The sequence below is a fragment of the Kosakonia sp. MUSA4 genome (assembly GCF_013085925.1).
Taxonomy (GTDB): domain Bacteria; phylum Pseudomonadota; class Gammaproteobacteria; order Enterobacterales; family Enterobacteriaceae; genus Kosakonia; species Kosakonia sacchari_B.
The window spans coordinates 4,268,046-4,294,145 of the sequence record NZ_CP025697.1 but is presented as its reverse complement, the minus strand read 5'-3'; the positions used below and the strand labels follow the sequence as shown (position 1 = coordinate 4,294,145).

Genomic DNA, 26,100 nt, shown 5'->3' with positions numbered 1-26,100 from the left:
GACTTTAGTTAATGTGCATTAATGGAGGCTGTATGCCGCAGCAACATAAAAAAGTATCATCACACACCGCCATCAACCCCGCCAGCGTCTGGCTGGACGGGCTGGCCCCGACCGGACGGCGCAGTATGCGCTCCCTGCTGAACCTCAGCGCCGCCATACTCCGGCACAACGCCACTGCAGACAGCTATGACTGGTCAGCGCTGCGTTATGTCCATGTGGCAACTCTCCGCGCCACGCTGGCGGAGCAGGGCTATGCCGTGGCGACAGTCAATATGGTACTGGCGGCACTGAAAGGCGTGGCGCAGACGGCATTTAATCTCGGGCAGATGGATGCGGACGCGCTGGCGCGTATGAAAGCAGTTAAAGGCGTCCGGGGTGACAGTGAAGCGGTGGGGCGCGCCCTGAGCAGGGAAGAGGTCAGGCTGTTACTGGATACGACAATGGTCCATCCCCACAAAGCCCGCCAGAAACGGGACCGGGCGATACTGTTGACGTTGTGCGGAGCCGGGCTGCGGGCAGGGGAACTGGTGACGCTGGAGAGCCGCGATTATGACGTTGCCACCCGGACACTGACCATCCGGCAGGGCAAGGGACGCAAAAAACGGGTTGTCGTGGTGGCCCCGGTCGTTGGCAGAGCGCTGGTGGCATGGATAAAGGTCAGCGCTGACCACGCCAGCCTGTTCTGTCGCATTCACCGCAGCGGGAGCGTGACAGGCCAGCCACTCACCACCGCCGGACTGACGGGCATACTGCGTCAGCTACAGGAATCCGCACAACTCAGTCCGTTCACGCCCCATGATCTGCGACGCACGTTTATCACCCGGTTACTGGAACAGGGCGTTGATCTGAACATCGTGCGCCAGCTTGCCGGACACAGTGATATCAGCACGACTGCGCTCTATGATCGGCGTTCAGCAGCGACACTGACCCACGCTTCGTCAGCATTGAGGTTCTGAATAAGTCCGGAAAGATCCGAATCAACTGGTTGTACTCTCGCATTTCCGGGACGGTTTCCTCTGCCGCCTCCCATTCAGTACCCTCATAAGTGAGTTGAGTTCATCTGTATTTAGTACGTATTTAACATCATTTGCTGTCCACCGAGTGACTTTCATATGTTTTATAGCACTAGACGCGTACAGGTCATCTGCCGTTGGATATCGCTCTTGGGTCATACAGGCTGCAACTCCGGTCAATTTCATCCCCCCATCTTTTAGGGTTCTGGCTCGCTGATAAATGGCATACAACCTCTCGGCTTTTTTCGTTTCGGGCGGGAGAATACAATTTGGCATCCCATCTGTGCCTACTCGCTCCATTAGGGCGTTGTAGGCAAGCTCAATGCAGTAACTGATCGTTGCGTCGATAATTGCCCCACTTTTAGGTATCTTATCGCTGGATAAGAGATGATTTTGCTGCAAAAGAATTGCCAGTTTTGAGTGTGTATCACTGCCTAATTTAGCCATTATGGATAAAGAATTCATGACCAGCCCTCCATTCATATGAATTGCAGTATTTTATTCCGATTTTGAACCTATCTCATGCGTGACATACAGGTTCCAATAGGGCTCAGGAGCGCTTAGGATGTCTTTTTTGTGATTTATATCAATTAATTTTCACTTAATATACCTGTTTGAATCCTCAGTGTTTTTTGCCTCTGCTTAAGCAAACGATTGCGTGCATTCGGATATCAAGATCTCTAACTTCCCGACTAAAAAAATAGGAAAAACACATCTGGATAATTCTCCCTTGTCAGGTCTAACTGTGATGAGAAAGGGGAATTAAATATGAACTACCAGATAATAAGAATAAAAGAGGTGTTATATAAGTGTGCAATAAGTCGAGCTACTTTATACCGACTAATCTCAGAGGGGAAATTCCCCCGGCAGGTACAATTGTCCAGCCGCGCCATAGGGTTCTATGAGCATGAGGTAAATGACTGGATTGAAAGTCGCCATCGCGCCGAATAACTAATTCAACAAGATAACTTATTTCGCTAAATATATCAGAGTAATTCTGATGGGGATATTTGTGCCCAAAATGCACATATCCATCTGGACTAATATCACAATAAGGGGATAAGCATGAAGAAACTACAAGAGTCTGATGAACTAAAAAAGTTCGTGAAGGAGATTAAGAAGCATATGCCTAAATTCGAAAGTATTGATGACAGCATTGGGGAGAATAAAATACGTGTCGATACTCTATATAAGGTGGGGATGAAATTAGGGTCTTCAGATAAAGGTATTAAATATCTGTCACTGGCCCAGAAGATTGAAGGATGCACACCAGAATCACCTTGCGGAAGTATGGCCTGTAACTTATGCCAGCGTATTCGTCGGATTAATTATATACGTATATGGCTGCCTTATATTAAGGAAAATCAGGATGAGTATGTTGCGGCAACGCTTATTTTTTACGTTGAGATGTTACCGAATAATAAACTATTTGGGTGGGTTTTTGATGCCCTGAAAGAACGCGTGCGCAAGGCTTTTTCCCGTATCGGGTTCAGTGGGCCAGTTATTGGCGGCTTCGAAATGGACTACCACAACTATACCCACGATCCAGACGTAAGCCACTGGATGCCACATTTCCATTTATTGGTTCCCAATGAGCCAGAAAAAATTGAGCAGCTACGTCAGTACATGCTGAGGGACAAGAATCTGCACGCACGGGATGGACGCAAGAATCGTCCTTTAAAGGTGGGTCGCATTGATGATCCCGTTCGGGCATTGAGTTACTGCATATCAGGAATGTGGATGGAGCACGTATGGTTTCGTAACGAAAAAGATGTGGTGAAGAAACGCCGTAAACCCGGGCGTATACGCGATGAACGAGTGTTTGCAAAATCACTTGTGAAGCTTGATCGCATGAGCGATGGACAACTCACGCTTGGGGTAAATGTCCAGGCTATGCGGAAGAAGATATGAAGTTGATACCATTAACTCGCTGGTTAGACGCATCGGGAGCATGAGTTGAGCATATGTGGGGGGAACACTGATTAGTTTCCCCCACCACCACTTAATGCCATGAAAACTAGTATCACGTAATTGGTGATTTGAGTGATTTGGTGATTTGTCACCTGAATAAAAAATCCAGTCAGGAGAATGAAATGAAAAGTAAAAAACCATTGGTCGAACTGCGGGCGTTATCTGAAAAGCCAGCGAATCAGCGTTCATACCGTTTAATTGAATTTTATGATTGCAATGTGGGTAAGTTCAGGAAGATGCTTATCCTTTCTTCCGATTTTCTTGAGCCACGTAAAGTATACGCTCAACTTATTGATCAGGGGCTTCAATTTTCTGCGTCTGACAAAGCGATTAAGAAAATCATAGCACCTCTCAAAAAAACTCCGGAAGAAAGAGTTAAGCTGTGTGAGCGTCCGGGATATGTTCATATAAATAAGAAGTTGTGTTATCTGACCCATAATGGAAAAATACAGGGGAAACATGATGGAATAGCTCCGATGCCATATCCTGAGTCTAAAGCTTTTTATAAAGGTAAAAGTAATAAGGGTATCCTTTCAGACTGGCAAACACAGATTGCTTCATCTTCCCTGAATAGCCCCTATATCATGTTGGCAATATGCAGTGCTTTTGCAGGGTATTGCATTTATTTTACTGATGTTGAAACTGGCGGCTTTCACCTTTTCGGGGAAAGTTCTAAAGGGAAAAGCACCGCACTTCTGGTTGCAGCGTCAATATACGGTAGTAAGGATTATATTAGTGACTGGAATATCACGGAGGCTGCGTTAGAAGAACTTGCAGAGTCCCGAAATCACGGGCTTCTTATCCTTGATGAAGTATCGCTACTGGATAAAAGCGGGAAAGATGCGGCACAAAAGATGCAGAAGATTGTCTATATGCTGGGAGCAGAAGGAGGGAAACAACGCTCAAGCTTTTATCAACTCCGTAAAGCAATATGGCGCCTGAATGTGTTAAGTAATGGTGAACTGGGGCTTAATGAGCAGGCTGCTAACGGTAAAATACAGCGTAATAATGGGGAAAAAGTACGTTTTATTGACATCCCCGTTGACTGTGAAAGCAATATGGGGATTTTTGAAACTGTACCAGACGGTTTAACACCCAGCGAGTATGCTGAGAATATTAAATCTGCCTGCCGCAAGCACTATGGGGTAGCCGGGTCGGAGTTTGTAGAGAAGATGCTGGCGAAAGGAACTAAATATATTAAAAAGCAGTTAAAAAAATACATGGATGATTTCCTGATATATCATAATATTTCTGGCCTTAATGGCATTGAAAAACGCATTGCAACACGTTTTGCGTTACTGTATGCCAGCGGTGTACTTGCAGTTAAACTTGGGATTCTCCCGTTCACTGTGTCGGATGTAATGAGCGGGATCTCCAGTTGCTATCGTAAGGCAACAGGGGCGCAACAATCACTAGAACTGAATGCGTTTTTTAATAATACATTTAAGCAGGCACTTAAAAATAAGGTGATAAAACTGCATGAGTGTAAAATATATACTTCAAAGTTAAAAAATGAACCTGTGCTATCAACACAGGTTAACGGTGAAAATGTACTTGCCATTGATGGTGAGTTTCTGAAACTAAACATAGTGCATGGATATGATAGTAATATGGTTCTTAATGTACTTGAAAATTCAGGAGTGCTAATTTCTGAGAGCAATAAACCAAAGTCTACACGTGCAATTACTTATAAAGGTAAATCAGTCGGTCGTCGGTATTGTCTCCGCGAAAGTGGCTTGTTTCAGCTATTAGTAGAATAAGAACAATGAGGGTGGTATTTTTATGCTGCCCTCATTATTTCTTTGTCAAACCATCTCCTGTTCAAATATTAAATTTCAATATCAATCTGATTTTCAATATTTACTATATTTTCAACCTCATTGTAAATGTCAATATTTTCATCAGGAACATCAATACTAACTAATAAACTATATCTAACCCGATTAGCATAGCGATCCTGTGCAGCTAGGTATTTCCACCACCCATCAACGGGGTAATGTAAGTATCCCGCTAAAACGAACCATTCACTTTTAGAGATCTTCCGACATGAGCGAACGCACCGGACTATGAAGGACGCATTTAAAAGGCACCCAATGTTCACCCTTTGTTGAGGAGTAGCAGGTCTGGCTGGGTAGCTGGCGTCAGGAGTTTAATGAGGTACGTCCGCATAAGATGCTCGATGGAAAATGCCCCGTTCAATATAGTACTCATCAGAACGAATTTTCACCGGACCATTGAAGGAGTTGCCGGTACAGGAAGATGCGCGGATGTTACGTCTCGCAGTGAAGACAGTGTAAGTATACTCGTATTAGTTCCACACCCTTTTTTCAGGGAGGAGATCATCAAGAACACGGTGTTCTTTTTTGTAAAGTATTATACTTTCGGGAAATCCACCACGGTATCGTTCACACACTTGGCTATATCTGCGGGTTGATTGCTGCAAGCGAACGCCCAGGATTTATCCTGCTGGTTATTCGCAGGCAGGTTATTTCGGCAGTGTCAGAGTTGAACGCGATATGATGTTGATTTCTATGATCACAGACTCGGTGGTGATTTCAACATTATTGCGTTTCCTCATCAAGTTGTGTAATAAGTTTACGTGTGATCTTTTCATACTGTTCTTTTTCTTCGTTGCTGAGTGCCGACCAGAATTTTTTTAACTTGTGATACTGTGGTGGTAATAAATCACCAAGAAATGAGAGTCCTTTATTTGTCAGACATAAATGAATGCAACGGCGATCGGTTCCGTCCTGTTTACGTTCCGTCCAGCCGCGTTTTTCCAGAACATCGACGATACGTGTGACCCTGGTACGGGTCACACCCAACGCATCACTGAGCTCTGAAGGCTGTAATGCGTAATTTCCCTGACTTTCAATGATTATCAGTGCCATAAACAGCTCCTCATTAAGACCATCCGACATCAACGTTTTATTACGCTTTTCGTGTAGCTTCTCCTGCATATGAATGCACAGCCGGGTCAGGAGGATTTCCTTATAAGGAAAATCCTGATCCATCGCTTCACGCAACTTCAAAAGTCTATCCAGCGGAGTAAATGAATTATCCACAGTTGTTTATCCTTGGTGATTTTTTAAAGAGACATCCTGCGGAATGATTCATGTGATTTCATTATTAACCGCCAGGTATTAACTGAAAGTTGTAAGAAAAATGGGCATGGATAATGCCGGGCATTCGTGTTTCCTGAATGCCATTTTTGTGTGTTGGATATCTAATATCTTTGGATGCTGTAATCTACATATAAACACATTCTTACTCTTATTTTATTGGATGTTTATGGGGCGTCTTATCTAAAATACCCCGGGTAATTTTTCCTGCGTTATTGGCGGATGTTTCCCCTGGTATATCGATTAGCAATTTCTTCCATTAATTCGATAAGTTATTCAGTTAATAAGCCATGATAATCCTGCGGCGAATAATATAGATAATATTGTCGCAATAAGTCCTGGCAGTAAAAAAGGATGATCAATGATACGGGTACCCAGACGTGTAGAGCCAGTGTCGTCCATCGTTACAGCAGCAAGCAATGTCGGATAATTTGGCAGAATGAATAATGTTGCGGTTGCCGGAAAACAGGCCACCAGTGTCGCTGGGGCCACACCTAATGCCAGTGCCACCGGGAACAAAATTTTTGTGGCGGCAGCCTGTGAATATAAAAACGAAGAAGCAAGCATAATTATCACCGCCATCAGTACTGGTGAGTCCAACAACCACTCTGAGGCAAAATGTTGTAACCAGACCTGATTGCTGTCCATAAATGTCGAGCCCAGCCATGCCACACCAAGAATACAGATACAGGAAGTCATACCGGTTTTGAAAACCGTTGTTGCTGGTATTTTGTCCACATTGACCTGACAAAATGCCGTAATACAGAGCGCGACGGCCATCATGACTGAAATCCGGGCCTGTCCACTATCCAGAACAGGATGTGCGATCAGTCCCAGTTTGGGGCTAACCACAATGGCATATACCAGAACGATGACCAGACCAGTGATGAAGAAAAACACGGAAAGTCTTGCTCCTTTACGAATTTCTGCAGAGCGGGAAGATTGATAATTGCCGGGAGATTCAAGCCGGTCATTCTGACGCAGTCGATCCCATATGAGATAAAAAACGGATGTGCATAATAAAGCCAAAAATGTTGAGGGGATGGAGACAGCAATCAATTCAATATAACCCCAGCCCTGATGGTTTTTTTCCAGAATACCGGAAAAGAAAATAACGGCGGCCGAAATGGGTGAAGCCACAATACCCAAAAGTGATGCCGCTACGGAGATTGACAGTACCCGGGTGGGGCGGATCTGATTTTCTTTGGCAACACCGACAATGACGGGCATACAGGCAAAAGAAACCTGACCCGTACTGGCCATCATCGTCAACAACCATGTGGAAATAGGGGCTGTAATGATTAATAAGCGTGGATAGCGTCTGAGCATACGCTCTGTCAGGTTCACCAGATATTCGATACCACCAGCTTCCTGCATGGCCGCGATGGCGACTATCACGACCATAATAAAGACGATGACCAGCATCGGCAGCTCACCAGGCGTTGCTCCCAGAGCACTTAACACCATAACGCCAGCGCCACCGGCAAATCCCACGCCAATACCGCCGATCCGCATCCCAAAAAAAAGAAAGACAAGCACGATAAGAAATTGCACCAGGATCATTACATTGTCCTCCATTTTTATGGCCAATATCTGCGCGTCGTCTAAGGCACCATTGAGTCACTTACACCTACGCAGGTAGCTCTGTCTCAATAGCCGTCAGGAAACACGCGAAAAAGCTGTGAGCCCGGAGTATTGCTCGTCACTTTCATCACTGATGACTGGATTTATAAGGTTGCCGATATGAGAGATCTCCACCTCAACGACATCGCCCGGCTGCATGAACAGAGGTGGTGTTCGCTTTTTACCAACACCGCCAGGTGAGCCCGTCAGGATGACGTCACCCGGAGACAACGCACTAAAGGTGCTGATATAGGCAATCAGTTCATCTATTGGATGGATCATGCTGCGGGTATTATCGCGCTGCACCTCCCGGCCATTGAGTCGGGTAATGATCGCCAGATCCTGGGGATCGGGTATTTCATCCGGTGTTACCAGCCAGGGACCAAAACCCCCTGTTGCCGGCCAGTTTTTTCCGGCAGTAAACCAGGTGTGTTGCCAGTCTCTTACCGAACCATCCATATAACAGCTGTATCCGGCAATGTATCTGTAAGCATCTTCCTTCGGAATGTGGGAGCCATGACGCCCGATGATCAATGCAAGTTCGCCCTCGTAATCAAATTCGTTGCTGCGGGAAGGCTTTCTTAACCCACAAAGATGTCCTGTCTGGGAATCAGCAAAGCGAATAAAGAGGGTCGGGTCTGGATCCACTTCATTAAATTCGGCTCGTTTTTCACTGTAATTCATTCCCGCACAAATTATTTTATTAGGATACGTAATGACAGGTAAAAAAGTGACTTCATCAAAACGATAGTCTGTTTTTTTTCCGATGAATGTCCGGTTATCCAGTTGATTTATGCTGGATAAAAAGGAACGCAAGTCGGAGTGCTGAGGAAAGAAAGGTTGTAAATCAATAATTCCATCCTGTACCGCCAGACCATATTTTTCACGGCCGTTAGCAATAAAACTCAGTAATTTCATGATGCACCTTGCTTAAAGGTTAATACCTGTTTTCACGGTATAAGGAAGGAGGTTTTCCTTATTATTCAGTTTCACTGTGAAAATACTAAGGGGACAGTTCCTCAAGGATTGCACCCCGGGTTTCAATACCGAACATCACGGTAATGCCACAACCGATCAGGGCGACAACTGAAAATAAAAAGAACACATACTGAACGCCCGAGCCAGCCACAATGAGCCCCACAAGAAGTGTTCCCAGTGAAGAGCCTGCCCGAAGCCAGGCACTGCCAAATCCGGTCCCGATGGCCCTCAGGCGTGTGGGATACAGCTCGGCAGAATAAAGGTACAAAGAGAACGTGATGGTCTGCATAATCGCATAGGCGATACTGGCAAAAATGAGTACCTGTGTTGCGGTACTGGCCCCACTGAGTCCGAGGATCAGGAGTGACAAGGCACAAAGAAAGAAGGCAGAGCTGTACCAGTGCTTTCTTCCTGTTTTATCAATGAGTAATGCGCAGGCCAGTGAAGCGGCTACGCCAGCAGCTGATGTCACCCAGCCATAAGCAAGGCTGCGCGGGATCGAGAGATGAAACGCACTGCGGTACAGTGTGGGTAACCAGGTGATCATGCCATTGTTGACCAGGTAGGCACTGACCCACAGCCCCCAGAGCATCAGTGTCCTTTTCAGATATATGCCCGAAAATAATTCACGCCAGCCTTTTTTATGTGCGGAGGCTTGTTGAAACTTGCGGATAACCGGCTCATCCAGCGTGCCGCCACGGCTGATAACTTCATTTTCGAGATTGCTGACGATCAGTGAAGCTTCCTCAAGACGTCCTTTTCCAATAAGCCAGCGGGGGGATTCCGGCATCAGCCAGCGTAAGGGCGCCGCAATCATCGGGGGAATGAGCCCCACCCAGAACATGGCTTTCCAGCCGTACAAAGGAACCAGAAAATAACCAATAATGCCCGCGAACATCAGCCCGACCGGGAAAATCACTTCGTAGAGCAGGAAAAAACGTCCGCGCTTTTGGGAACCAATAAACTCGTTGATATAGGCGCTGGCGACAGGTACTTCCGCACCAATGCCGATTCCCTGCAGGAAGCGAATAATCAGCAGGGACCATCCACTCCAGGCAAATAAACATGCCGCACTCATGGCGACAAACATAATGATGGTGATCTTCAGTACACCCAGCCGCCCTATTTTTTCTGCCAGTGAACCAAAAAAAATGGCCCCGACTAATTGTCCGGCATAACTCGCGGCAATAATCATACCGACAAAAAAGGGTGTCAGACTCCAGTCACTGATCAGTTCCGGCATCGCAAATGCGATAGCCAGGACGGTATAGGAGTCGAAGAACGTTGAGATACCGGTAACGATACGGATAAATACGAGTTTTCGGGTAACAGGGATGCGTTCTATGCGTGCAACCAGTTCGTCAGAGCTTGTCGCAGTATCGGCGACAGAGCGACTGGTATTCAAGACCAGTGTAGACATGGTTTACCTTCCTGAATGACCGGAAAAAAACAGTGCTGTCTGTTTTTTCCCGGATATACAGAGTGTCGTCTGATTTTTTATATTGAAGCCGGTATTCCAGTAAAAGTTGCCACCCCATCCATTCCTGAAAAAAGGTGGCAGACAGAGAGCGAAATACCCCGGTGATGGCCTTTAGTTATGAACACAGCATCCTCATGGTGAATGATGACGTCGTGTTCATAGCCGTTTTTTATTTGCTGGCTACACGTCCCAGCTCGGCAGCTCGCATTGCGGCATGGATTTCGTCTTCGGCACCGTGTTCCAGCGGCAGCAATGGGGAGCGAACTGTCGCGTGCTCCAGAATACCGCGCGCTACCAGGGCATGCTTCAGTGCAACAGTGCCTTCCATATGTGAGCCGCGATGGTAGACGCTTTTGGTCACAGGCAACAGACGGTCATGGACTTCGCGGGCTTTTTTATAGTCACCTGCTTTACCGGCGTTGATCATCTCAATGAGGGGTTCAGGAGCAATGTTGCCGTAACCCACCAGGAAACCATCAATGTCAAAAGCGGTATGCAGCAGGTATTCATCGTGGCAGCTGAGGATCTGTAAATCCGGACGTTCGCGGCGGATGACCGGAATTTCGGTATCCCAGCGGCGCATATTACGTACACCGTTTTTCATTGCGAATACACCCGGCTGAGCAGAGATATCAAGCAGCGTTTTCAGGTTATATGTCGCTTTTGTCACATCCGGATACTGGAACAGAATTAGCGGCAGGCCGCTTTCTTCGTAAACTACGCGATAACGATCCTGCGGAGCACCATCCTGATAGCCGAAACGCAGCCAGCCATGTGATGGATAAAGCAGGCCTGCAGAAGCACCCGCTTCTACAGCGCGTTTAGCTTCCAGTGCGGCGACCTCAGTCCCTTCGCCAGTGATACCTGCAATGATAGGCAATTTGCCGTCAACGGATTTCACAAAGGCGCGAATAACGGCAGCCTGTTCATCCTGGGTCAGAAATGTCCCTTCTCCTGCGTGGCCCAGTACGACAAGACCTTTCACGCCATCAATGCTGCCCAGCCAACTGCCCAGGCGCTGGATAGCATCAAAATCGATGCTGCCATCGCGGTTGAAGGGAGTAACCGGAGCCGGAGTTAAACCTCTGAGATCGATGTTAATCATAATTATATCCTTGATGGTAAACAGATTTTTACATTGGTTATAAATGTCTGAAACGATCGTGAAATCGTTTCTGCAATCGTTTTCACGTGATTAAATTTGAACCTGAGAAATAAGTAAGTCAACTGACGGAAGGTTACAAATGCAGCAGGAATCACAAAACCAGAGGATAAAAACGGGAGGAGAGCGATCGGGATCGCAAATTCAGACCGCTACCCCATGCAGGGGCAGCAATCATCAGGAGCAGTTATTTTTGTGGCGCACAGGTGGACTTGCGAGGGATGAGTGTGGGTATAACGGTACGCAGAGTTGGGGTGTCATCACCATTAATCAACATATCAACAGCATTACTGGCTATGTGCTCCAGCGGCGAGCGCACAGAGGTCAGAGATACCGGAAGCCGGCTTACCAGCGGGATATCGTTATAACCAACCAGAGAGAGATCCTGGCCGATAGTAATCCCAAGGTGATGCGCTGCGGCAACAACGCCGATAGCGATTTCATCATTGACGGCAAAAATAGCCGTGGGGCGCGGCGACATGCTCAGTATCTTCATCCCCGTTTCTTCACCGGCCTGGATATTAAAATCAGAAGAGCAACACCATGCTGATTTGATATCCAGGTCGGCTTCTTTCATCGCCCGTTCAAATCCCTTACGCCGGTTTATCGCATTTGACGCAAAATCGGGCCCGGCAATCAGACCGATATCTTTATGCCCTAAATCAATCAGATGTCGGGTCGCCAGATACCCCCCCAGTTCGTCATCACCGACCGAAGACAAACTGATGCCATCGGTACGTAATACCAGTACATGGGGAACATCCCGCTCACGAAGCTCCTGGGGGAGCGGGTCATCCAACCGACAGGTAGACATAATCAGGCCATCAACGCGTCTGTCCAGCAGGGATTCAACGGAAATTCGCTCCTGTTGCTGGCTGTCGCCACAGGTGGCCACCACGGCAAAATAACCACGTCTGGCAGCCGCTTTGGCGATTTCTTCAAACAGCATTGCGGTCACTGCATCCGTCAGCCGGGGCACCAGCACGCCGAGCGTGCCCGTGCCACCGCGGCGCAGGCTGGAGGCGACATAATCGCGCCGGTAACCCATTTCGCGGGCGATCTGGCGTACTTTTTCGGCCGACTCGCTTCGGGATACCGGAAGTCTTTCATCCAGTATCCGTGAGACGGTTGACACACTGACGCCTGCGGCCTGCGCCACATCACGCATGGTTATCAACTTTTTCTCTCCCTGGTCCTTACTTTCGCTTTCCCGATCCATATTCAGCCCCAGATAGTGTTATTGCCAGAAAGGCACTGTCTGCAACAAACCCGTCACGTCTGTCACGACCCGAGAAAAAATACAGCCAATTTCCCCGCGCAGCCAAGAAATGGTCAGTGACTATTCTGCAACAGCCTGAACTGACGCAGTTTATGGTGATTTCGGACGGGCAACCATCCTGGTGCTCAGTGCCTGAACCTGTGTTTTTTGACTTTCGAACGTCGGTCACATTTTTTTCCGCTTCCCTGACCTGGAGTGTGAGCCGCTTATCAATTGCTCATTCTGCATGATTGACTTCATTTGTCATTGAGACAACGATTATTCGCGTGAAATCGTTTGCAGAAACGTTTTCATTCTAAGCTATTTTTGTATCATTTAAAAACATAATTAATGACCGCAAGTGAATATCAACAGTATGCGTGCTGTGGTGATTCGTGGTCTTGCGTGTATGCCCCGATAAAACATTCAACAGGGTAACACTATGTCAACTCAGGTTATTACCTCCGAACGTGTTGTAACCGGTCACTCTGAGGCACAAGCAGCAACGTTGCTTGCGAGACTTGAGAGGCTCCCTATAACCCGACGATTGCTTGCGATCCGGGTGGTGGTCGGCCTCTCAACCTTCTTTGATGCTTATACCATTATCGCGATTGCTTTCGCGTTACCGCAACTCACCCAGGAATGGGGGCTGACGCCGACATTTGTTGGGCTCATTATTGCCGCCAGTTATGTGGGACAGCTCTGCGGTGCGCTCTTTTTTGGTTCCCTGGCAGAGAAGATTGGCCGCATTGGTGTGCTGAGGATCACCATCATTATGTTTGTGGTGATGGATGCAGCCTGCCTGTTTGCATGGAACGGCTGGTCAATTCTGGTCATTCGCTTCCTGCAGGGGCTGGGTATTGGTGCGGAAGTGCCTGTCGCCAGCGCCTATATCAATGAATTTGTCGGTGCGAAAAAACGCGGGCGTTTCTTTCTGCTCTACGAAGTCATTTTCCCGATAGGGATGATGTTTGCCGGGCTTGTCGGATATTTCCTTGTGCCCTTGTACGGCTGGAAGGTCATGTTTCTTATTGGCCTTATTCCTTCTGCAATTACAGTCCCTTTGCGCTGGTTAATGCCGGAATCCCCCCGCTGGCTGACATCAAAAGGGCGTCAGCAGGAAGCTGAAAAAGTCGTCGCTACGTTTGAAGCCGAGGCTGTGCGTCGGGGAATGACACTGGCGGAACCGATTATCAAACCAATTATTGCGCAATCGGCCTCGGCTGGAGGGGTTAAGGAACTTTTCTCGGAGATGTATAAACCCAGAACCTTTATGCTCTGGGGACTCTGGCTGACGGTATATACCGTCAATAACGGCATGATTACCTGGTTCCCGACACTGTATAAAACCTGGTTCCATCTGCCTCTGGAAACCAGTCTGGCTTACGGATGGCTTACTTCGTCGTGTGGCGTTGTCGCTTCTGTCATCTGTGCATTGCTCATCGATAAAGTGGGGCGCAAACGCTGGTACACCTGGGCATTTATGCTGGCGATTATTCCCTTAATTACGTTGTGTACGTTAGGCGCAAAATCCGCTGTTGAAATATTAATTCTCGGTAGTATGACCTATGCCATATTACAGACAGTCGCTTTTTCACTTTATCTTTATTCTGCAGAGCTGTACCCGACCCGCTTACGCGCAATTGGAACGGCTTTCTCCAGTGCCTGGCTACGGGCTGGCTCATCCATCGGGCCTTTACTCGTCGGGTTTATCATGTCCGGTTTTGGCGTGCGGTTTGTTTTTATCGCCTTTGCCGTTATTGCCCTTATCGGTGGGCTGGTAACCTGGTTGTTTGCGGTTGAGACTAAAGGAAAATCACTGGAAGAATTATCCCCTTAGCCTGGTCCGGGTCTGCCGATGCTGGCCCGGTTATTTCTCTCTCATTTTAATATCCGAATTTACTATTAACATTATTTATATTCTGTATTCGCCCTGAATAAGGTCGGCACTTTGTGTTTTTCTGTTGTCTGACCTGAATATACTTCCGGGCAAATACTGAGGGTGTATGATATGAAATCTTCAGAACAGGTTGCAGTACACTGGCTGGCTATCTTATTCTTCCCTTTCATGCTGCACGCCAGCGAACAACCCTTTTCCAGTGACGGTAAATATATGACCGGTGACTGGGGCGGCCTACGAACCGACTTAAAAAACAAGGGTTATGATTTTACGCTGGAATATGGCTCTATGGTCACGTCAAATATTTCCGGAGGGTATAACCGGAATAAAACTGTTCGCTACAGTGACCAATATATCGTAGGCGCTGATTTTAACCTGGAAAAAATACTCGGTATTCAGGATGGCGAATTTAAAATGTCGCTGATTGACCGTAATGGCAGGGATTTAACCGTTGATCGGATTCAGGATCCCCGGGCACCAACTATTGGCTCGACGGTGAACAGTAACTATGGCCGTGGGCAGACATGGCATGCAACTCAGTTCTGGTATCGCCAGTCATGGTGGAATAAAGCGCTGGATATCAAGCTGGGGCTCATGCCAGTGGGTGAGGATTTTGATAATAACGGTTGCTACTTTCAGAATCTGGCATTATGTGGTTCCCTTGCCGGACACGGTTCCGGCGTCTGGTATAACACACCTGTGGGGCAATGGGGAACACGGGTTCGCTACAATATGACATCGCAGGTGTACCTGCAGGCGGGGGCATTTATGTACAACCCCAGTTATGCGACCCGTAACGGAAGTTTTCAGCTTGATAATACGGGGCGGACCGGAAGTATGTATTTAGCTGAACTGGGTTTTACGCCTGAATTTGGGCAAAATAAACTTCCGGGAACGTGGAAAATAGGTGTCTGGCGCAATACCGCTGATGCCAATGATGTCCTGAAAGACAGCGAGGGCAATGACTACGTATTAAGTAAACATGCCCCACGCGTTCATGATGGCCGTTATGGTGGCTGGCTCTATATGCAGCAGCAGGTCACGACTCAGGGGGGCGACAGACAGCGCGGACTTTCACTTTTCTGGCATCTTGCCTTTAATGATCGCGATACCGCAACAATGGATTACCAGACGCAGCTTGGCGCTGTCTATAAAGGTCTGTTTGACAAACGTCCCCAGGATTTCATTGGGCTGGGGTTAAGCAAAATGCATGTTAACAGTAAAGTTGCTGAACGAGCCAGATTACTCAATGAGAAAAAAGGAATTGATGACGCGGATAACCCAGCCTGGACCCCTGTCCGCAGTGCTGAGTATGCCGCAGAATTGCATTACAGCCTGGGGTTGACGCCGTGGTTTACGCTCCGTCCGAATGTCCAGTTGCTTATTCATCCCGGTGGAGATAAAGAAATCAAAAATGCCTGGGTTCTGGGGAGTCAGATACTTTTGCGGTTTTAAAAGGAACTAAGGATTTTCGATACCGCCATAGAGGAGCAGATGTAACTTATTAGTCTGCTCCTTAATCACTCTTTTCTGGAGATGTATGGTTTATTCTTTGATTTCCTCTGGCATTTAATCAGAATGCTCTTTTTAACACCAAAATATAAGTAATGTCTGCTCATTGACACTGCGAAGATGTTGGCTGAATATCATTTTTACGCGACAGGGTAAATATATTCAACTATGCTCTGAAAATTAGCTGGTCAGGTCATTCAGATTCTACGCCGCTGGCTACGGATGTTGATCTGGCATGTGCGATTATCAAAGCTTTTCTTTCAAGGTTGTAAGCGCTCAATATTTTAAAAAATAAGCACAGCTAACTTGTTACGTGATATGGAATACATGCTGGTGCTGTTAGAAATGGTGACGTGATAAGAAATGCGTGGTTTGTAAGGGGCAGGTTAGCATTACTTTGTAAGTGATATGTCTTATCTTCACTTAAAAACAAAGTTGCAATCAGTTACCAATTAAAAATATCCACGGGCAGGCTGGTGCCGGTAACGAATAATCAGCCGAATATTAAATTTAACTCTATTTTCCAGAGGAACTTTTTAATGACAGTCACACAGCGGCTTTTACTCACATTTTCTTTGCTGTCAGCGTCGCTGGTAGCACTAGTAATAGTTATGGGGGTTGTGCTGTCCGGTTTTCAGAGCCGGTTTCAGTATGTTCAGGAAAAATCAGTGCCTTCAATTATTGCTCTGGATGAGCTGATAGCCAATAGTAAAGGTCTTACTATCTGGTTATATCGGCATTACAATGCAGGAGGCGTTGGCGGGCTTTCATCAATTGAAAACACTATTGATGGCAGACTCAACCTCCTGAATGACCTGAACAGTCGTTATGAGAAGAATTATGTTGTCAGTAAAGAAGACAAAGCGCTGACTGAAAATGCATTTCGTATACTCAAAGAAATTCGCTCCCGCCTTCCAGAATATCTTGCTGCTTCACGTGCGCACAGCAATGCGATCGCAATGGCAGCTCTTCAGGGCAGCGATGGTATAGGTGCATCCATACTCGATTTACAGGCCACATACGACGGGCTGCGGCAACTGAATCTGAAAGTTGCCGCAGATTACAGAAAGTATAACGATCGAATTTATCACCAGACCCGTAGTGTTTTGATTAGCGTATCCGCCGCAATTATTCTGCTACTGGGCTTTTTTACACTCCGGACTATTCTGCTTATCAGAAAGCAACTGAACGGCATGCGCCATACGATGGAAACTGCCAGCGAGAATCTTGATCTGACATTACGGGCTGATGTTCTGCGTTATGACGAAATAGGCCTGACAGCCTCCGCGTTCAATCATCTCATTGAAAAAGTGTCTGTCTCGCTGGTAGCGGTGGGGGCTTCGGCTCAGTCAGTCGGTACTACATCGGCTCAGATTTCTACCGGAAACGAGGAATTATCCTCCCGAACAGAGGCGCAGGCATCCTCTCTCGAACAGACTGCTGCCAGCATGTCTGAACTGAGTGAAACCGTACGCCAGACAGCAGAGAATACTCGTCAGGCCGGCCTGCTGGCAAAAAATGCACACGAAATCACGGAAGACAGTACGGCTCAAATACGCACGATGCTGGCTACCATGAGCGATATTCGTGAAAGCTCGTCAAAAATAACCAGTATCATCACACTCATTGAAGGGATTGCTTTCCAGACGAATATCCTTGCCCTTAACGCAGCCGTTGAGGCTGCACGCGCCGGTGAACAGGGACGCGGTTTTGCCGTGGTAGCTGGTGAGGTACGTAATCTTGCGCAGCGCTCATCTTCTTCTGCCCGGGAAATCAGGGAACTGATAGAGTCCTCACTTTCATTTATACAAATCGGTTCTGAGCAGGCTGAAAGTGTCGGGCAGAATATAATCCGTATGAATGACGCTGCTCGACAGGTCAACGATCTGGTTGATGAGATTGCCATTGCTGCCCGGGAACAGTCTCAGGGTATCAGTCAGATTCATATTGCTGTGAATCAAATGGACGAGGCCACACAGCAGAATGCGGCACTTGTTGAAGAGGCGTCGGCTTCCTCATTATCACTGAAAGAGCAGGCTGTTTCACTTAGTAAACTGGTTTCTGCTTTTACCATTTTCCCTGTGAAACAGTGATACCAGAGGATTCAGTACTGCAACGCATCGGGCTCTCGAACGCATCTCTGTACCGCCTGATTGAAAGAGGTCTGTTCCCCACGGGTATAGAGCTGACTGGTCAGGAAGGTTGCGCCGTTGGCTGGCTCTCTTCTGAAATCGACAACTGGATAAGCAACCGTGAACGCGTGAAATAAATTAGCGCATCTATAAGCCTCATATAGTCCCCAACCCACCGAATATAAGTGGTAACTAAATAATCAGAGGTAATAGCAGTGAGATCCCGTATATACCGGGGGGACTGCTATTGCCCGTTGCTGGCTTAAACAAGCCGGGAGTCGACAATGAAAAAAGCGAAAAAGACGTACGACAGTAAACGCGTGGACAGTCTGAAAAATGATTTCGACGTCCGCTTTTCGCGGTGAGTTCAGCGCGTCGATACAACGTAATCCTTAATCGAAGGGGATGTTGCCATGAAACGAAGAACGCGTATTCACTACGCGGCTGAACAGAAAGCGATTATCCAGGACAGATATAAGCAAGGTGATTCCCTGCATGCTACCGCCAGAATGTGCGACAGATATCATTCCTCTGTTATGCCCACTATCCACCAGACTGGTGGATACTGTCCCCCTGCCCGCCGCTGCCGGTTGCGGTTCTGATGGCAGCATACGGTGATGGCGCTCTGACGTATGCTTTACGTATGTGTCCGGCCCATTTTCACATAACGTTGCCGGAAGATTACAGTTTTTAGGAATTTTCACAATTCCCCAAAAAAAACCTCTAATCCGGCCAAAATCGCCCGAAAATGGACTCTGTTTAACATATAACACCTTAACTGCACTACATCAGCGGTTCTCAGTTTCGCTTTATCCCCGAACGATCGCCTGGACACAGTAAGCAAGATGAAACAGTCATTTTCAGGATCTTGCCGCGCGTAATATAGAGCGTAACATCATAATAATTTTACACAGCACAGTCGGAGACATATACATGTCAGCAAAAGACGATTTTTTTAAAAAGGTTAAAGAAAACAGAAATTCAGGTGAGGAACATGCAGAGCGCGTAAGGCAGGATATAACCCTATTTCGCTCCAGACTGTCTGAACTGGCAGAACAAATAACGCAATGGCTTCAGGGTTCCGGCATTGAGATAACGCGGACAGAAACATTGCTGAATGATGATTCCGTCAAACAGTTTCCCGGAAACGGTACAGATGGCACCTACAAAACACCTCAGGTCAACTTAAAAAACGGGGAAAAAGTCGCTGAACTGAAAGCCGAGTGTCTTTATGGTGCGGGTCTCGGTTGTGTGTCGCTCATTATTACTAACCCCTACCGGGCACCAAGTAAGACAACATTTAAGTTGTATATGAATATTAAAAATCAGCCGGAAGAAGGCTGGATGATTAAGATTGAGCATATGCCGATTCACCATGCGAAGTTGCTTACCGAAGAAATTTTCTTTGGTGCAATCGAAGCACTCGCCTGACCGCTAATCGTGTCGCGTATCATGATACATGATGCCTGCGAGGCCGCTGTGTAAGATATTTTCTCAGCGGCCTTTTCAACTAATATTTAAACAGTAGATTTTTGTTGTGTTGCTTTGACCCTCAGGATTGTGTCGTGCAGAACTCCCGCGCAATGGCACTTATACTTGCCCCTGACTTAATTCGTTCAAGTACTGCCTGTTTTTGTCCTGCATTCAGTACAGGCGGACGCCCAAAGCGTTTACCGGCAGCTCTGGCGCGAACGATGCCTGAGTGAGTTCGTTCCAGTAACAGATCCCGTTCAAACTCCGCTACTGCTGAGATCACCTGCATGGTTATCTTTCCTGCCGGGCTGGTGAGGTCAACACCGCCCAATGCCAGACAATGAACCCGGATATCTGAAGCAGCCAGTTGCTCCACTATCTTTCTCACATCCATTGCATCGCGTCCCAGGCGATCCAGTTTGGTGACAATCAGTACGTCGCCATTTCCCATGCGGTCAAGCAACCGGGAAAAAATGGGGCGCTCGCTGGCGGCCACCGAACCGCTGATTTGCTCCTCAATCAGTCGCCGGGGTTTGATGCTGAAACCGGCAGCTTCAATTTCCCGATGCTGGTTTTCAGTGGTCTGCTCCAGAGTGGATACCCGGCAGTAGGCAAAAAAGCCTGACATAGAGTTATTTCCTGTACGAAATAGACGTACGAATCATAACGTATGTACGAAAATAAAATACTTACTTCCGGACAGGTCCGCAGCGTGATGTACGAAACCGGTCATTTTCGGACGAAAACACTCATTGAAAGAGTGCGGGAATGAGAGTAGAAAAGTACACAATTCAGGCAGAGCAATTATCTCTTAAATTTCCAAAGGAGAACGACCATGAGTCTTAAGCCAGGTCCAAAACGTATTGCCGAATCAACAGGGGAACCGGATAAGCGCCAGCGCGACAATAAAAAAACTCCGGGAAATACGGATAAACTGAAACCCAGTAAATCCTCAAATAAATAAGTCTGTAACTCAAAGCCCTGCGGGGCTTTTTTTGCCTGCCACTAACCCGGATTTATCATATAACACCTTACACGTCTTGGCCGATCAGCGTTTGTCGCCAGAAAGCCCATCCTTCTTCGCAGAGTGTGAATTCGCTCACGCTCGTCTTGCCATAGCAGATTATGACTGGTTGGTAGCGAAACGTTTATGACTACCCCTACTACAAAAACGGTAACGTTGCTCGCGTCTCTACATCATCAAGCTTCCTCTGTGAGGAAACGAGGGTAATCATGAATAAAAATTTCTCTATCAGTTGCCTGTTTTTCCTGTTCTTCTTCATCGGCTGGGAATGCTGTTAACCCTATCTGTCACTTTGGCTAACGGAAGCCATTGGCATCAGCTATACCGATGTCGGCCTGGTCTATTCATTTACTGCTATCATCGCGGTTTGCGTGCAGCCGCTTTTTTGGCTTTATTTCCGATAAACTTGTCTATCGCAAGCATCTGATGTGGATGCTCGCCATCATAATCACGTTGTTTGCCCCTTACTGGATTTATATTTTCGCTCCGTTGCTCAAGTACAACGTGATACTTGGCGTGCTGGCGGGCGGAGTCTATATCGGAATGGCCTATGGCGCTGGCTGTGGCATTTGCGAAGCCTATATTGATAAGGTCAGCCGTGCCTCCGGGTTTGAGTTTGGTCGGGCGTGTATGTTCGGCGGGATTTATGCCTCTATTGGTACGTTTGCTGTCAGTAAGCTCTATGCCATTGATCAGAATATGATTTTCTGGCTGGTCAGCGCTGCCGGTGTCTGCCTGGTGGTCACCGTCTGGAAAATCCATGTCGGCACGTCTCCTGTCGGCGCAGTTTATGGAACCTACGACCAGCAAACTGATAAACGGACGTCTGAGATGGACCACGCCAGCTGCGACGATGGAAAAAGAACCCCCGGCCTTCAAATCAGGTGTTGCGCTTGAATATTGAGACCGCCGGGGTATATTGAAGAATTAGTCCTGCATTCGTCTCGCCCGACATAAATGCACGTTATTGTGTGGAGATACGCATGAATAATGAAACCCGAAAGGTCGCAGTCGTGACTGGTGCGTCTCGGGGAATAGGTGCCGCAATCGCGGAGCGTTTATCGCGTGACGGTTTCATGGTCGCGATTAACGCAAAGCAGACGTTTGCATCAGATAATGCCCGCCAAGAGTGAAAAGCGAACAGGTGAGTTTGAATCATACCTGGCGGAGATAAAACTCAAATCGTACCGATATTAATTAACGGGAAGCCCTGTCAGCCATATAACATGAGAAATTAACAAGAAAAAACTCAGATATTCTTGTCAGGCGGGCAGGACTGGTCAATGATTTCAGCAAGGAAATCCATCACCACGACAGCAGAGTGATTACGCTTAATTTCAGGGTAGGCAACCAGCCAGATGTTCCTCACGGGCGAAGGCAGATTTTCCTGCAGCCTTACCAGTTCGCTGTCATTATCACCCATAAAGCAGGGTAAAGTAACGATGCCCAATCCTTTCCGGGCAGCCTGTTGCTGCGCCATCAGATCGCTTGCCCGAAAGATAACACGCCGCCCGTTCAGCAGTGATTCCAGCCATTGCTGCTGCGTGACATGTGCAAGCGTGCTGTCATAAGCAATAAAAACCCAGTCTTCCTGAGGAATCTGCTGCCAGAACTGAGAAGCATAAAGACCAAAGCGCATGGTACCTATACGCCTTGTCATCAGGTCTGGATCGTCAGGCCTTTCAAGGCGAACCGCAATGTCAGCCTCACTTTTATTCAGAAGAACATGGTGCGAAACGCCGGATAATGACAACGTGATACCCGGATTTTTCCGGGTGAAGCCTGCTATAGCCGGCGCAATGAGGTGTGCTGCAACGGCAGGTGACGCGCTGATATTTATAGGCACGGCTGGTTCGGCACACAATGACCTCGCCTGGATTCGAATACGGTCTGCAATGCGGTACATTTCGTCAGCGCCGGAGGCGATAATCCGCCCATGTCCGGTAAGCATGGTACGGCGTGGCAGGCGCTCTGTGAGCCTGAGGCCCAGCGAACTTTCAAGGGCTGTAATCCGGCGGCTCACAGTGGCGTGGTCCACGCCAAGCTCCCTGGCCGCGGCAGACAGGGAACCACACCGGGCAAGGGCGAAAAAAAAATGTAAATCCTGCCAGTCCATACCTTACCTCTTGTGCATTTTTACACATGTATGGTGCTTTTATACCTGTATTCTTCCTGTAATAAACTCATTTATAGTTTTCTCACTTTATAAGTGAGGAAAAAATAATGTCGTTAGCAATGATTATCAGCCAGCCGGGTAGCCCTGAGGTTCTTAAAGCGGTGGAAAGAGAGTCAGTCAGTCCCGGTCCCGATGAAGTCCGTATCAGACACGAAATAATCGGCGTGAATTTTGTTGACATCTATTTTCGCTCAGGACTCTACCCTCAGCCATATCCCCAGGCGGTGCCTGGTTTTGAAGGGGCCGGAGTAGTCACAGCAACAGGCAGTAACGTCAGCGCCTTTGCTGCAGGAGACCGCGTTGCCTATACGGGAAATCCGATGGGTGCTTATGCTGAATCCCGCAATATACCTGCCAGCCGCCTCATCAGGATTCCGGATGGTGTGGACACCCGTACAGCCGGTAGTACGATGCTTCGGGGCCTTACCGCGCATATGTTGCTCAACAAAGTAAGAGAAGTCAGGGCTGGCGACTGGATACTGGTTCATTCTGCTGCCGGGGGGCTGGGGCAGATAGTGACCCGCTGGGCAACGATGAAGGGTGCCAGGGTTATCGGTACAACGGGCTCACCGGAAAAAGTGGCAACGGCCCGCCTTGCTGGCGCGAGTGAAGTTTTGCTCCATACAGACGCTGCATGGCCGGAGAAAGTCCGCGATATCACGGAAGGGTATGGCGTGCATCTGGCCATCGACGGTATTGGAGGAACAATGCTCTCCAGAACGCTCAGCGTGGTCCGCCCTTTTGGCACTGTCGCCAGTCTTGGACAGCCTGCCGGCCCCATACCTCCGGTGCGGGTGGAAGAACTGGGATTTGCCCGATCTATAGCACTGATGCGACCCAGTTCACTCGCCTATGCAGATGATGCTGCGCTTTACAGAAAGGGCGCGGCCGACCTTATGTCAGCGTTGTCGGCTGGGCTTGAAAATCACATTGGCGCTGAATTTCCCCTTACCGCCGCAGCAGAAGCACACCGGATTCTGGAGGCGGGTCATACAACAGGAAGCGTCATTCTCACGGTTCAGGCTTAAGACGCTGACGTGAATGAAACGAGCGACGCAGGCATCTTTAAGGTATGCCGTATCAGTGACGTGACGGCCAGGCTGGATTTATGTCCCTTAAGGACAATCATTCAACCCTTGTCGTCCCTTTCAGGTACTGCTAAGGAGATATGCAAGACGGTATGCAAGAAATTAGATAAAGGGGATGAGTCTGCTAAATCACTAACGTTCATACAATGTCTGCTCCTGGCACTCAGCAGACGTTCGTAGAGCTTACATGCTGTACACAGAAAGATTTTTTGTAGGGCATTAAGTGGGAAGGGGGGCCTGCATGGCTTGTTAGAATCAAGCTACGCTCAATAAACAAAAATTCCTAAAGCTATAAGCATCTGGTATTCACTATTTACATATAATATAGGTTGAATTGTAGTTTTAAATTAAATATATATAAATATCTATATTAATCAATGATAAAACACCAATGCATCATTGGCGTATGCGCGTCGAAATTCTCTAGTGTACTCATCAGTTTATGATGTCCATGTGCTTAAATTTTAACGAGCCGGCGATTTTTATCATTCTTGTTGCGTATCGCCTTGCCTCATTTACAAGCATTCTGAAGGTTTTCCCAGGAATGCGGAGTAAGCATGATAACGGAGTCTTTATGGCAGGAAAACAACAGGCAAAGCTACTGAGGTTTAAAGCGGTAGAAATGATAAAGCTGAGTGACAAAGATAAAGCTGATATTGGCGAAAATCGGGGCTTACGCGTCTCATGCGGTGCAACCGGGGTTAAGTCTTTTTTCTACCGTTACACGAGTCCTCTGACTGGCGAACTTGCTCAGGTTAAAATTGGCAACTTTCCGCAGACTTCTCTCGCCGCTGCACGTCTTAAAGTCAGCAAATTAAAGCTCCTTCGTCAGGACGGAAGATACCCTGCTACTGAACTCAAGCAAGAAAAGCAATTGCGTGCAATCGAGGCTGAGCAGGCCAAAGTGCCTGAATTGACAGTTCAGGGGTTAGTAGAGCTCTACCTGACTGAGTGTATTGAAGACCGCAAAATCATTCCGGGGGCGTGGAAGAAGAAGGACCATGATGAAGTGCGCGGAATACTGTATGCCGATGCGGTAGATAAACTGGTAATCGTAATGCCGCTGAAATCACGCACAATGACGTGATTACGCTTACCAATGGCATCGTTGCCAGAGGAGTAAAAGTACAGGCCGGTAACGTTCTACGCGAGCTGTCATTAGCGTATGAGTTCGCTATTGGTTTAAGTCGTTTTGATGCCAGTTTTGCCAACCCCGCTCTACCGGCAAAATCCAGCCTACGCCAGACTCGAATCAAGCTTATCAATAATCGCGGTACGCGTGTGCTGAGTGAAGCTGAGCTGAAAAAGTTTCTCCAGTGGCTTCCGGGCTCTGCTTTTTCACCGACAATCAAAAACGTGCTTCGTCTGACCTTGTGGACAGGTTGCCGTACCGGAGAGGTCTGCAACATGGCGTGGAAAGATGTTGAACTGGAGAAGGGGACTATACATCTGCGTGAGACTAAAACGGGTATGCTTACATTACTGCCGCAGATAACCGAAATGTGCTGATGGTCGATAAACCAGGCTCTGTTGCATTCTGCACAGCATAAATTTCCCCATCCGCTTTGGCACAAAGCGGTCGGCGTAAAGGGCTTGAGCGATAAGCGCACAGATAAGAACATCCTGACTGCAGATAGAATTTAAGGCACGTTATTATGGCAAAAATATCGGGTAAGTCTGTGGTCCTGGCCAGGCATAATGGTTTGATACAGGCTGGCATTTATTAAGTCATCAACGTGAGAAAAACCATGAAAAAATCGATAGTTCCTGAAGAGTTTCAGCATTATTTCAATGACTGGCACTTCTCCCCCGCCATCGAAGCTGATGGCACAGTCTATCTTTCAGGTGTTACTGCAGCACGCAAGGACAAACCGATAAGTAAGCATCCTGAAGAACAATTTCATGACGCATTTTATAAGCTGGGTGTTTATTTGAAAGCCGCCGGTTTGGACTATGAAAATATACTTGAGATGACCACTTTTCACGTTGATCTAAAAAAACATATAGACGTTTTTTCCAAAGTAAAAGATGAGTATATAAAAGCTCCCTACCCGGCATGGTCCGCCATTGGCGTATCAGAATTCATTCCAGAAAATGCACTGGTGGAAATGCGGATTGTGGCTAAAAGGTAATTTCACAGGCTTGTGACATGCTCTCCGTTGATTACGATTAACGCATCGGATACAAG

General features: G+C 47.5%; 19 protein-coding genes and 4 pseudogenes. 15 read left to right on the top strand and 8 right to left on the bottom strand.

The features are described from left to right. Nucleotides 1-32: 32 nt before the first annotated feature. From C0557_RS20285 to C0557_RS20270, 4 genes are all read left to right on the top strand, one after another. Entirely contained in the window at nt 33-956 is a 924-nt protein-coding gene (locus tag C0557_RS20285) for a site-specific integrase (protein ID WP_208660552.1), read from the top strand. 825 nt (nt 957-1,781) lie between these two features. After that, entirely contained in the window at nt 1,782-1,964 is a 183-nt protein-coding gene (locus C0557_RS20280) for an AlpA family transcriptional regulator (RefSeq protein ID WP_208660550.1), read from the top strand. Nucleotides 1,965-2,078: 114 nt separating this feature from the next. Continuing rightward, complete coding sequence (locus tag C0557_RS20275) at nt 2,079-2,924, top strand: hypothetical protein (protein WP_208660548.1); 846 nt, start codon at nt 2,079-2,081, stop codon at nt 2,922-2,924. Between the two features lie 140 nt (nt 2,925-3,064). Next, the gene (locus C0557_RS20270; RefSeq protein WP_256371269.1) at nt 3,065-4,744 is read left to right on the top strand and encodes a DUF927 domain-containing protein; all 1,680 of its coding nucleotides are present in this window, start codon (nt 3,065-3,067) and stop codon (nt 4,742-4,744) included. 801 nt (nt 4,745-5,545) lie between these two features. Here C0557_RS20270 and mprA read toward each other — a convergent pair. The 6 genes from mprA to C0557_RS20240 form a co-directional block, all read right to left on the bottom strand. Then, nucleotides 5,546-6,049 carry a transcriptional repressor MprA gene (gene mprA, locus C0557_RS20265; RefSeq protein ID WP_208660544.1) on the bottom strand — a complete coding sequence of 168 codons (504 nt, stop codon included), beginning with the start codon at nt 6,047-6,049 and terminating at the stop codon, nt 5,546-5,548. 333 nt (nt 6,050-6,382) lie between these two features. Next, nucleotides 6,383-7,669 carry an anaerobic C4-dicarboxylate transporter family protein gene (locus C0557_RS20260; protein ID WP_208660542.1) on the bottom strand — a complete coding sequence of 429 codons (1,287 nt, stop codon included), beginning with the start codon at nt 7,667-7,669 and terminating at the stop codon, nt 6,383-6,385. Between the two features lie 96 nt (nt 7,670-7,765). Beyond that, nucleotides 7,766-8,647: a fumarylacetoacetate hydrolase family protein gene (locus C0557_RS20255; RefSeq protein ID WP_208660540.1), complete on the bottom strand. Its 882-nt coding sequence runs from the start codon at nt 8,645-8,647 to the stop codon at nt 7,766-7,768. Nucleotides 8,648-8,732: 85 nt separating this feature from the next. Next, nucleotides 8,733-10,127: an MFS transporter gene (locus C0557_RS20250; protein WP_035888498.1), complete on the bottom strand. Its 1,395-nt coding sequence runs from the start codon at nt 10,125-10,127 to the stop codon at nt 8,733-8,735. A 229-nt stretch (nt 10,128-10,356) separates the two neighbouring features. Beyond that, the gene (locus C0557_RS20245; RefSeq protein ID WP_035888497.1) at nt 10,357-11,292 is read right to left on the bottom strand and encodes a dihydrodipicolinate synthase family protein; all 936 of its coding nucleotides are present in this window, start codon (nt 11,290-11,292) and stop codon (nt 10,357-10,359) included. 244 nt (nt 11,293-11,536) lie between these two features. Further along, nucleotides 11,537-12,568 carry a LacI family DNA-binding transcriptional regulator gene (locus tag C0557_RS20240; protein WP_149288313.1) on the bottom strand — a complete coding sequence of 344 codons (1,032 nt, stop codon included), beginning with the start codon at nt 12,566-12,568 and terminating at the stop codon, nt 11,537-11,539. A gap of 481 nt (nt 12,569-13,049) precedes the next feature. On the opposite strand from C0557_RS20240, the gene C0557_RS20235 reads away from it, so the two are divergent. The 6 genes and pseudogenes from C0557_RS20235 to C0557_RS20210 all read left to right on the top strand — a co-directional run bounded on the left by C0557_RS20235 (nt 13,050) and on the right by C0557_RS20210 (nt 19,582). Beyond that, the gene (locus C0557_RS20235; protein ID WP_208660538.1) at nt 13,050-14,447 is read left to right on the top strand and encodes an MFS transporter; all 1,398 of its coding nucleotides are present in this window, start codon (nt 13,050-13,052) and stop codon (nt 14,445-14,447) included. Nucleotides 14,448-14,618: 171 nt separating this feature from the next. Further along, the gene (locus C0557_RS20230) at nt 14,619-15,962 is read left to right on the top strand and encodes a carbohydrate porin (RefSeq protein WP_208660536.1); all 1,344 of its coding nucleotides are present in this window, start codon (nt 14,619-14,621) and stop codon (nt 15,960-15,962) included. Nucleotides 15,963-16,558: 596 nt separating this feature from the next. Further along, entirely contained in the window at nt 16,559-18,112 is a 1,554-nt protein-coding gene (locus C0557_RS20225; protein ID WP_208660534.1) for a methyl-accepting chemotaxis protein, read from the top strand. Then, complete coding sequence (locus C0557_RS20220) at nt 18,109-18,288, top strand: AlpA family transcriptional regulator (protein WP_208660532.1); 180 nt, start codon at nt 18,109-18,111, stop codon at nt 18,286-18,288. The genes C0557_RS20225 and C0557_RS20220 overlap by 4 nt, the downstream gene beginning before the upstream one ends. Nucleotides 18,289-18,564: 276 nt before the next feature. Further along, nucleotides 18,565-18,735: pseudogene (locus tag C0557_RS20215) on the top strand (IS30 family transposase); the annotation flags it as partial. Between the two features lie 349 nt (nt 18,736-19,084). Then, complete coding sequence (locus C0557_RS20210) at nt 19,085-19,582, top strand: hypothetical protein (protein ID WP_208660531.1); 498 nt, start codon at nt 19,085-19,087, stop codon at nt 19,580-19,582. A 121-nt stretch (nt 19,583-19,703) separates the two neighbouring features. Here the strand turns inward: C0557_RS20210 and C0557_RS20205 are convergent, their stop codons facing one another. Beyond that, the gene (locus tag C0557_RS20205) at nt 19,704-20,252 is read right to left on the bottom strand and encodes a recombinase family protein (RefSeq protein WP_208660529.1); all 549 of its coding nucleotides are present in this window, start codon (nt 20,250-20,252) and stop codon (nt 19,704-19,706) included. A 605-nt stretch (nt 20,253-20,857) separates the two neighbouring features. On the opposite strand from C0557_RS20205, the pseudogene C0557_RS20200 reads away from it, so the two are divergent. Together C0557_RS20200 and C0557_RS20195 are read left to right on the top strand one after the other, a co-directional pair. After that, nucleotides 20,858-21,408 (top strand): annotated as a pseudogene (locus tag C0557_RS20200) (MFS transporter); the annotation flags it as partial. A gap of 223 nt (nt 21,409-21,631) precedes the next feature. Further along, nucleotides 21,632-21,760 (top strand): annotated as a pseudogene (locus tag C0557_RS20195) (SDR family NAD(P)-dependent oxidoreductase); the annotation flags it as partial. Nucleotides 21,761-21,897: 137 nt separating this feature from the next. Here the strand turns inward: C0557_RS20195 and C0557_RS20190 are convergent. Further along, on the bottom strand, nt 21,898-22,764 hold the full coding sequence (locus C0557_RS20190; RefSeq protein WP_208660525.1) for a LysR family transcriptional regulator: 867 nt from the start codon (nt 22,762-22,764) through the stop codon (nt 21,898-21,900). A 107-nt stretch (nt 22,765-22,871) separates the two neighbouring features. On the opposite strand from C0557_RS20190, the gene C0557_RS20185 reads away from it, so the two are divergent. From C0557_RS20185 to C0557_RS20175, 3 genes and pseudogenes are all read left to right on the top strand, one after another. Next, nucleotides 22,872-23,852, top strand: a complete 981-nt coding sequence (locus C0557_RS20185; protein WP_208660523.1) for a quinone oxidoreductase — start codon at nt 22,872-22,874, stop codon at nt 23,850-23,852. Between the two features lie 634 nt (nt 23,853-24,486). After that, nucleotides 24,487-25,385 (top strand): annotated as a pseudogene (locus C0557_RS20180) (tyrosine-type recombinase/integrase); the annotation flags it as partial. A 275-nt stretch (nt 25,386-25,660) separates the two neighbouring features. Further along, a complete protein-coding gene (locus tag C0557_RS20175) occupies nt 25,661-26,044 on the top strand; it encodes a RidA family protein (RefSeq protein ID WP_208660521.1) in 384 nt (127 codons plus the stop codon). The last annotated feature ends 56 nt before the right edge of the window (nt 26,045-26,100 follow it).

Excerpts from the sequence above, each read along its gene's own strand:
- C0557_RS20285 (WP_208660552.1), top strand. The coding sequence starts at position 33 with ATGCCGCAGCAACATAAAAAAGTATCATCACACACCGCCATCAACCCC.
- C0557_RS20280 (WP_208660550.1), top strand. The coding sequence starts at position 1,782 with ATGAACTACCAGATAATAAGAATAAAAGAGGTGTTATATAAGTGTGCA.
- C0557_RS20275 (WP_208660548.1), top strand. The coding sequence starts at position 2,079 with ATGAAGAAACTACAAGAGTCTGATGAACTAAAAAAGTTCGTGAAGGAG.
- C0557_RS20260 (WP_208660542.1), bottom strand. The coding sequence starts at position 7,669 with ATGATCCTGGTGCAATTTCTTATCGTGCTTGTCTTTCTTTTTTTTGGG.
- C0557_RS20255 (WP_208660540.1), bottom strand. The coding sequence starts at position 8,647 with ATGAAATTACTGAGTTTTATTGCTAACGGCCGTGAAAAATATGGTCTG.
- C0557_RS20250 (WP_035888498.1), bottom strand. The coding sequence starts at position 10,127 with ATGTCTACACTGGTCTTGAATACCAGTCGCTCTGTCGCCGATACTGCG.
- C0557_RS20245 (WP_035888497.1), bottom strand. The coding sequence starts at position 11,292 with ATGATTAACATCGATCTCAGAGGTTTAACTCCGGCTCCGGTTACTCCC.
- C0557_RS20240 (WP_149288313.1), bottom strand. The coding sequence starts at position 12,568 with ATGGATCGGGAAAGCGAAAGTAAGGACCAGGGAGAGAAAAAGTTGATA.
- C0557_RS20235 (WP_208660538.1), top strand. The coding sequence starts at position 13,050 with ATGTCAACTCAGGTTATTACCTCCGAACGTGTTGTAACCGGTCACTCT.
- C0557_RS20230 (WP_208660536.1), top strand. The coding sequence starts at position 14,619 with ATGAAATCTTCAGAACAGGTTGCAGTACACTGGCTGGCTATCTTATTC.
- C0557_RS20225 (WP_208660534.1), top strand. The coding sequence starts at position 16,559 with ATGACAGTCACACAGCGGCTTTTACTCACATTTTCTTTGCTGTCAGCG.
- C0557_RS20210 (WP_208660531.1), top strand. The coding sequence starts at position 19,085 with ATGTCAGCAAAAGACGATTTTTTTAAAAAGGTTAAAGAAAACAGAAAT.
- C0557_RS20205 (WP_208660529.1), bottom strand. The coding sequence starts at position 20,252 with ATGTCAGGCTTTTTTGCCTACTGCCGGGTATCCACTCTGGAGCAGACC.
- C0557_RS20190 (WP_208660525.1), bottom strand. The coding sequence starts at position 22,764 with ATGGACTGGCAGGATTTACATTTTTTTTTCGCCCTTGCCCGGTGTGGT.
- C0557_RS20185 (WP_208660523.1), top strand. The coding sequence starts at position 22,872 with ATGTCGTTAGCAATGATTATCAGCCAGCCGGGTAGCCCTGAGGTTCTT.
- C0557_RS20175 (WP_208660521.1), top strand. The coding sequence starts at position 25,661 with ATGAAAAAATCGATAGTTCCTGAAGAGTTTCAGCATTATTTCAATGAC.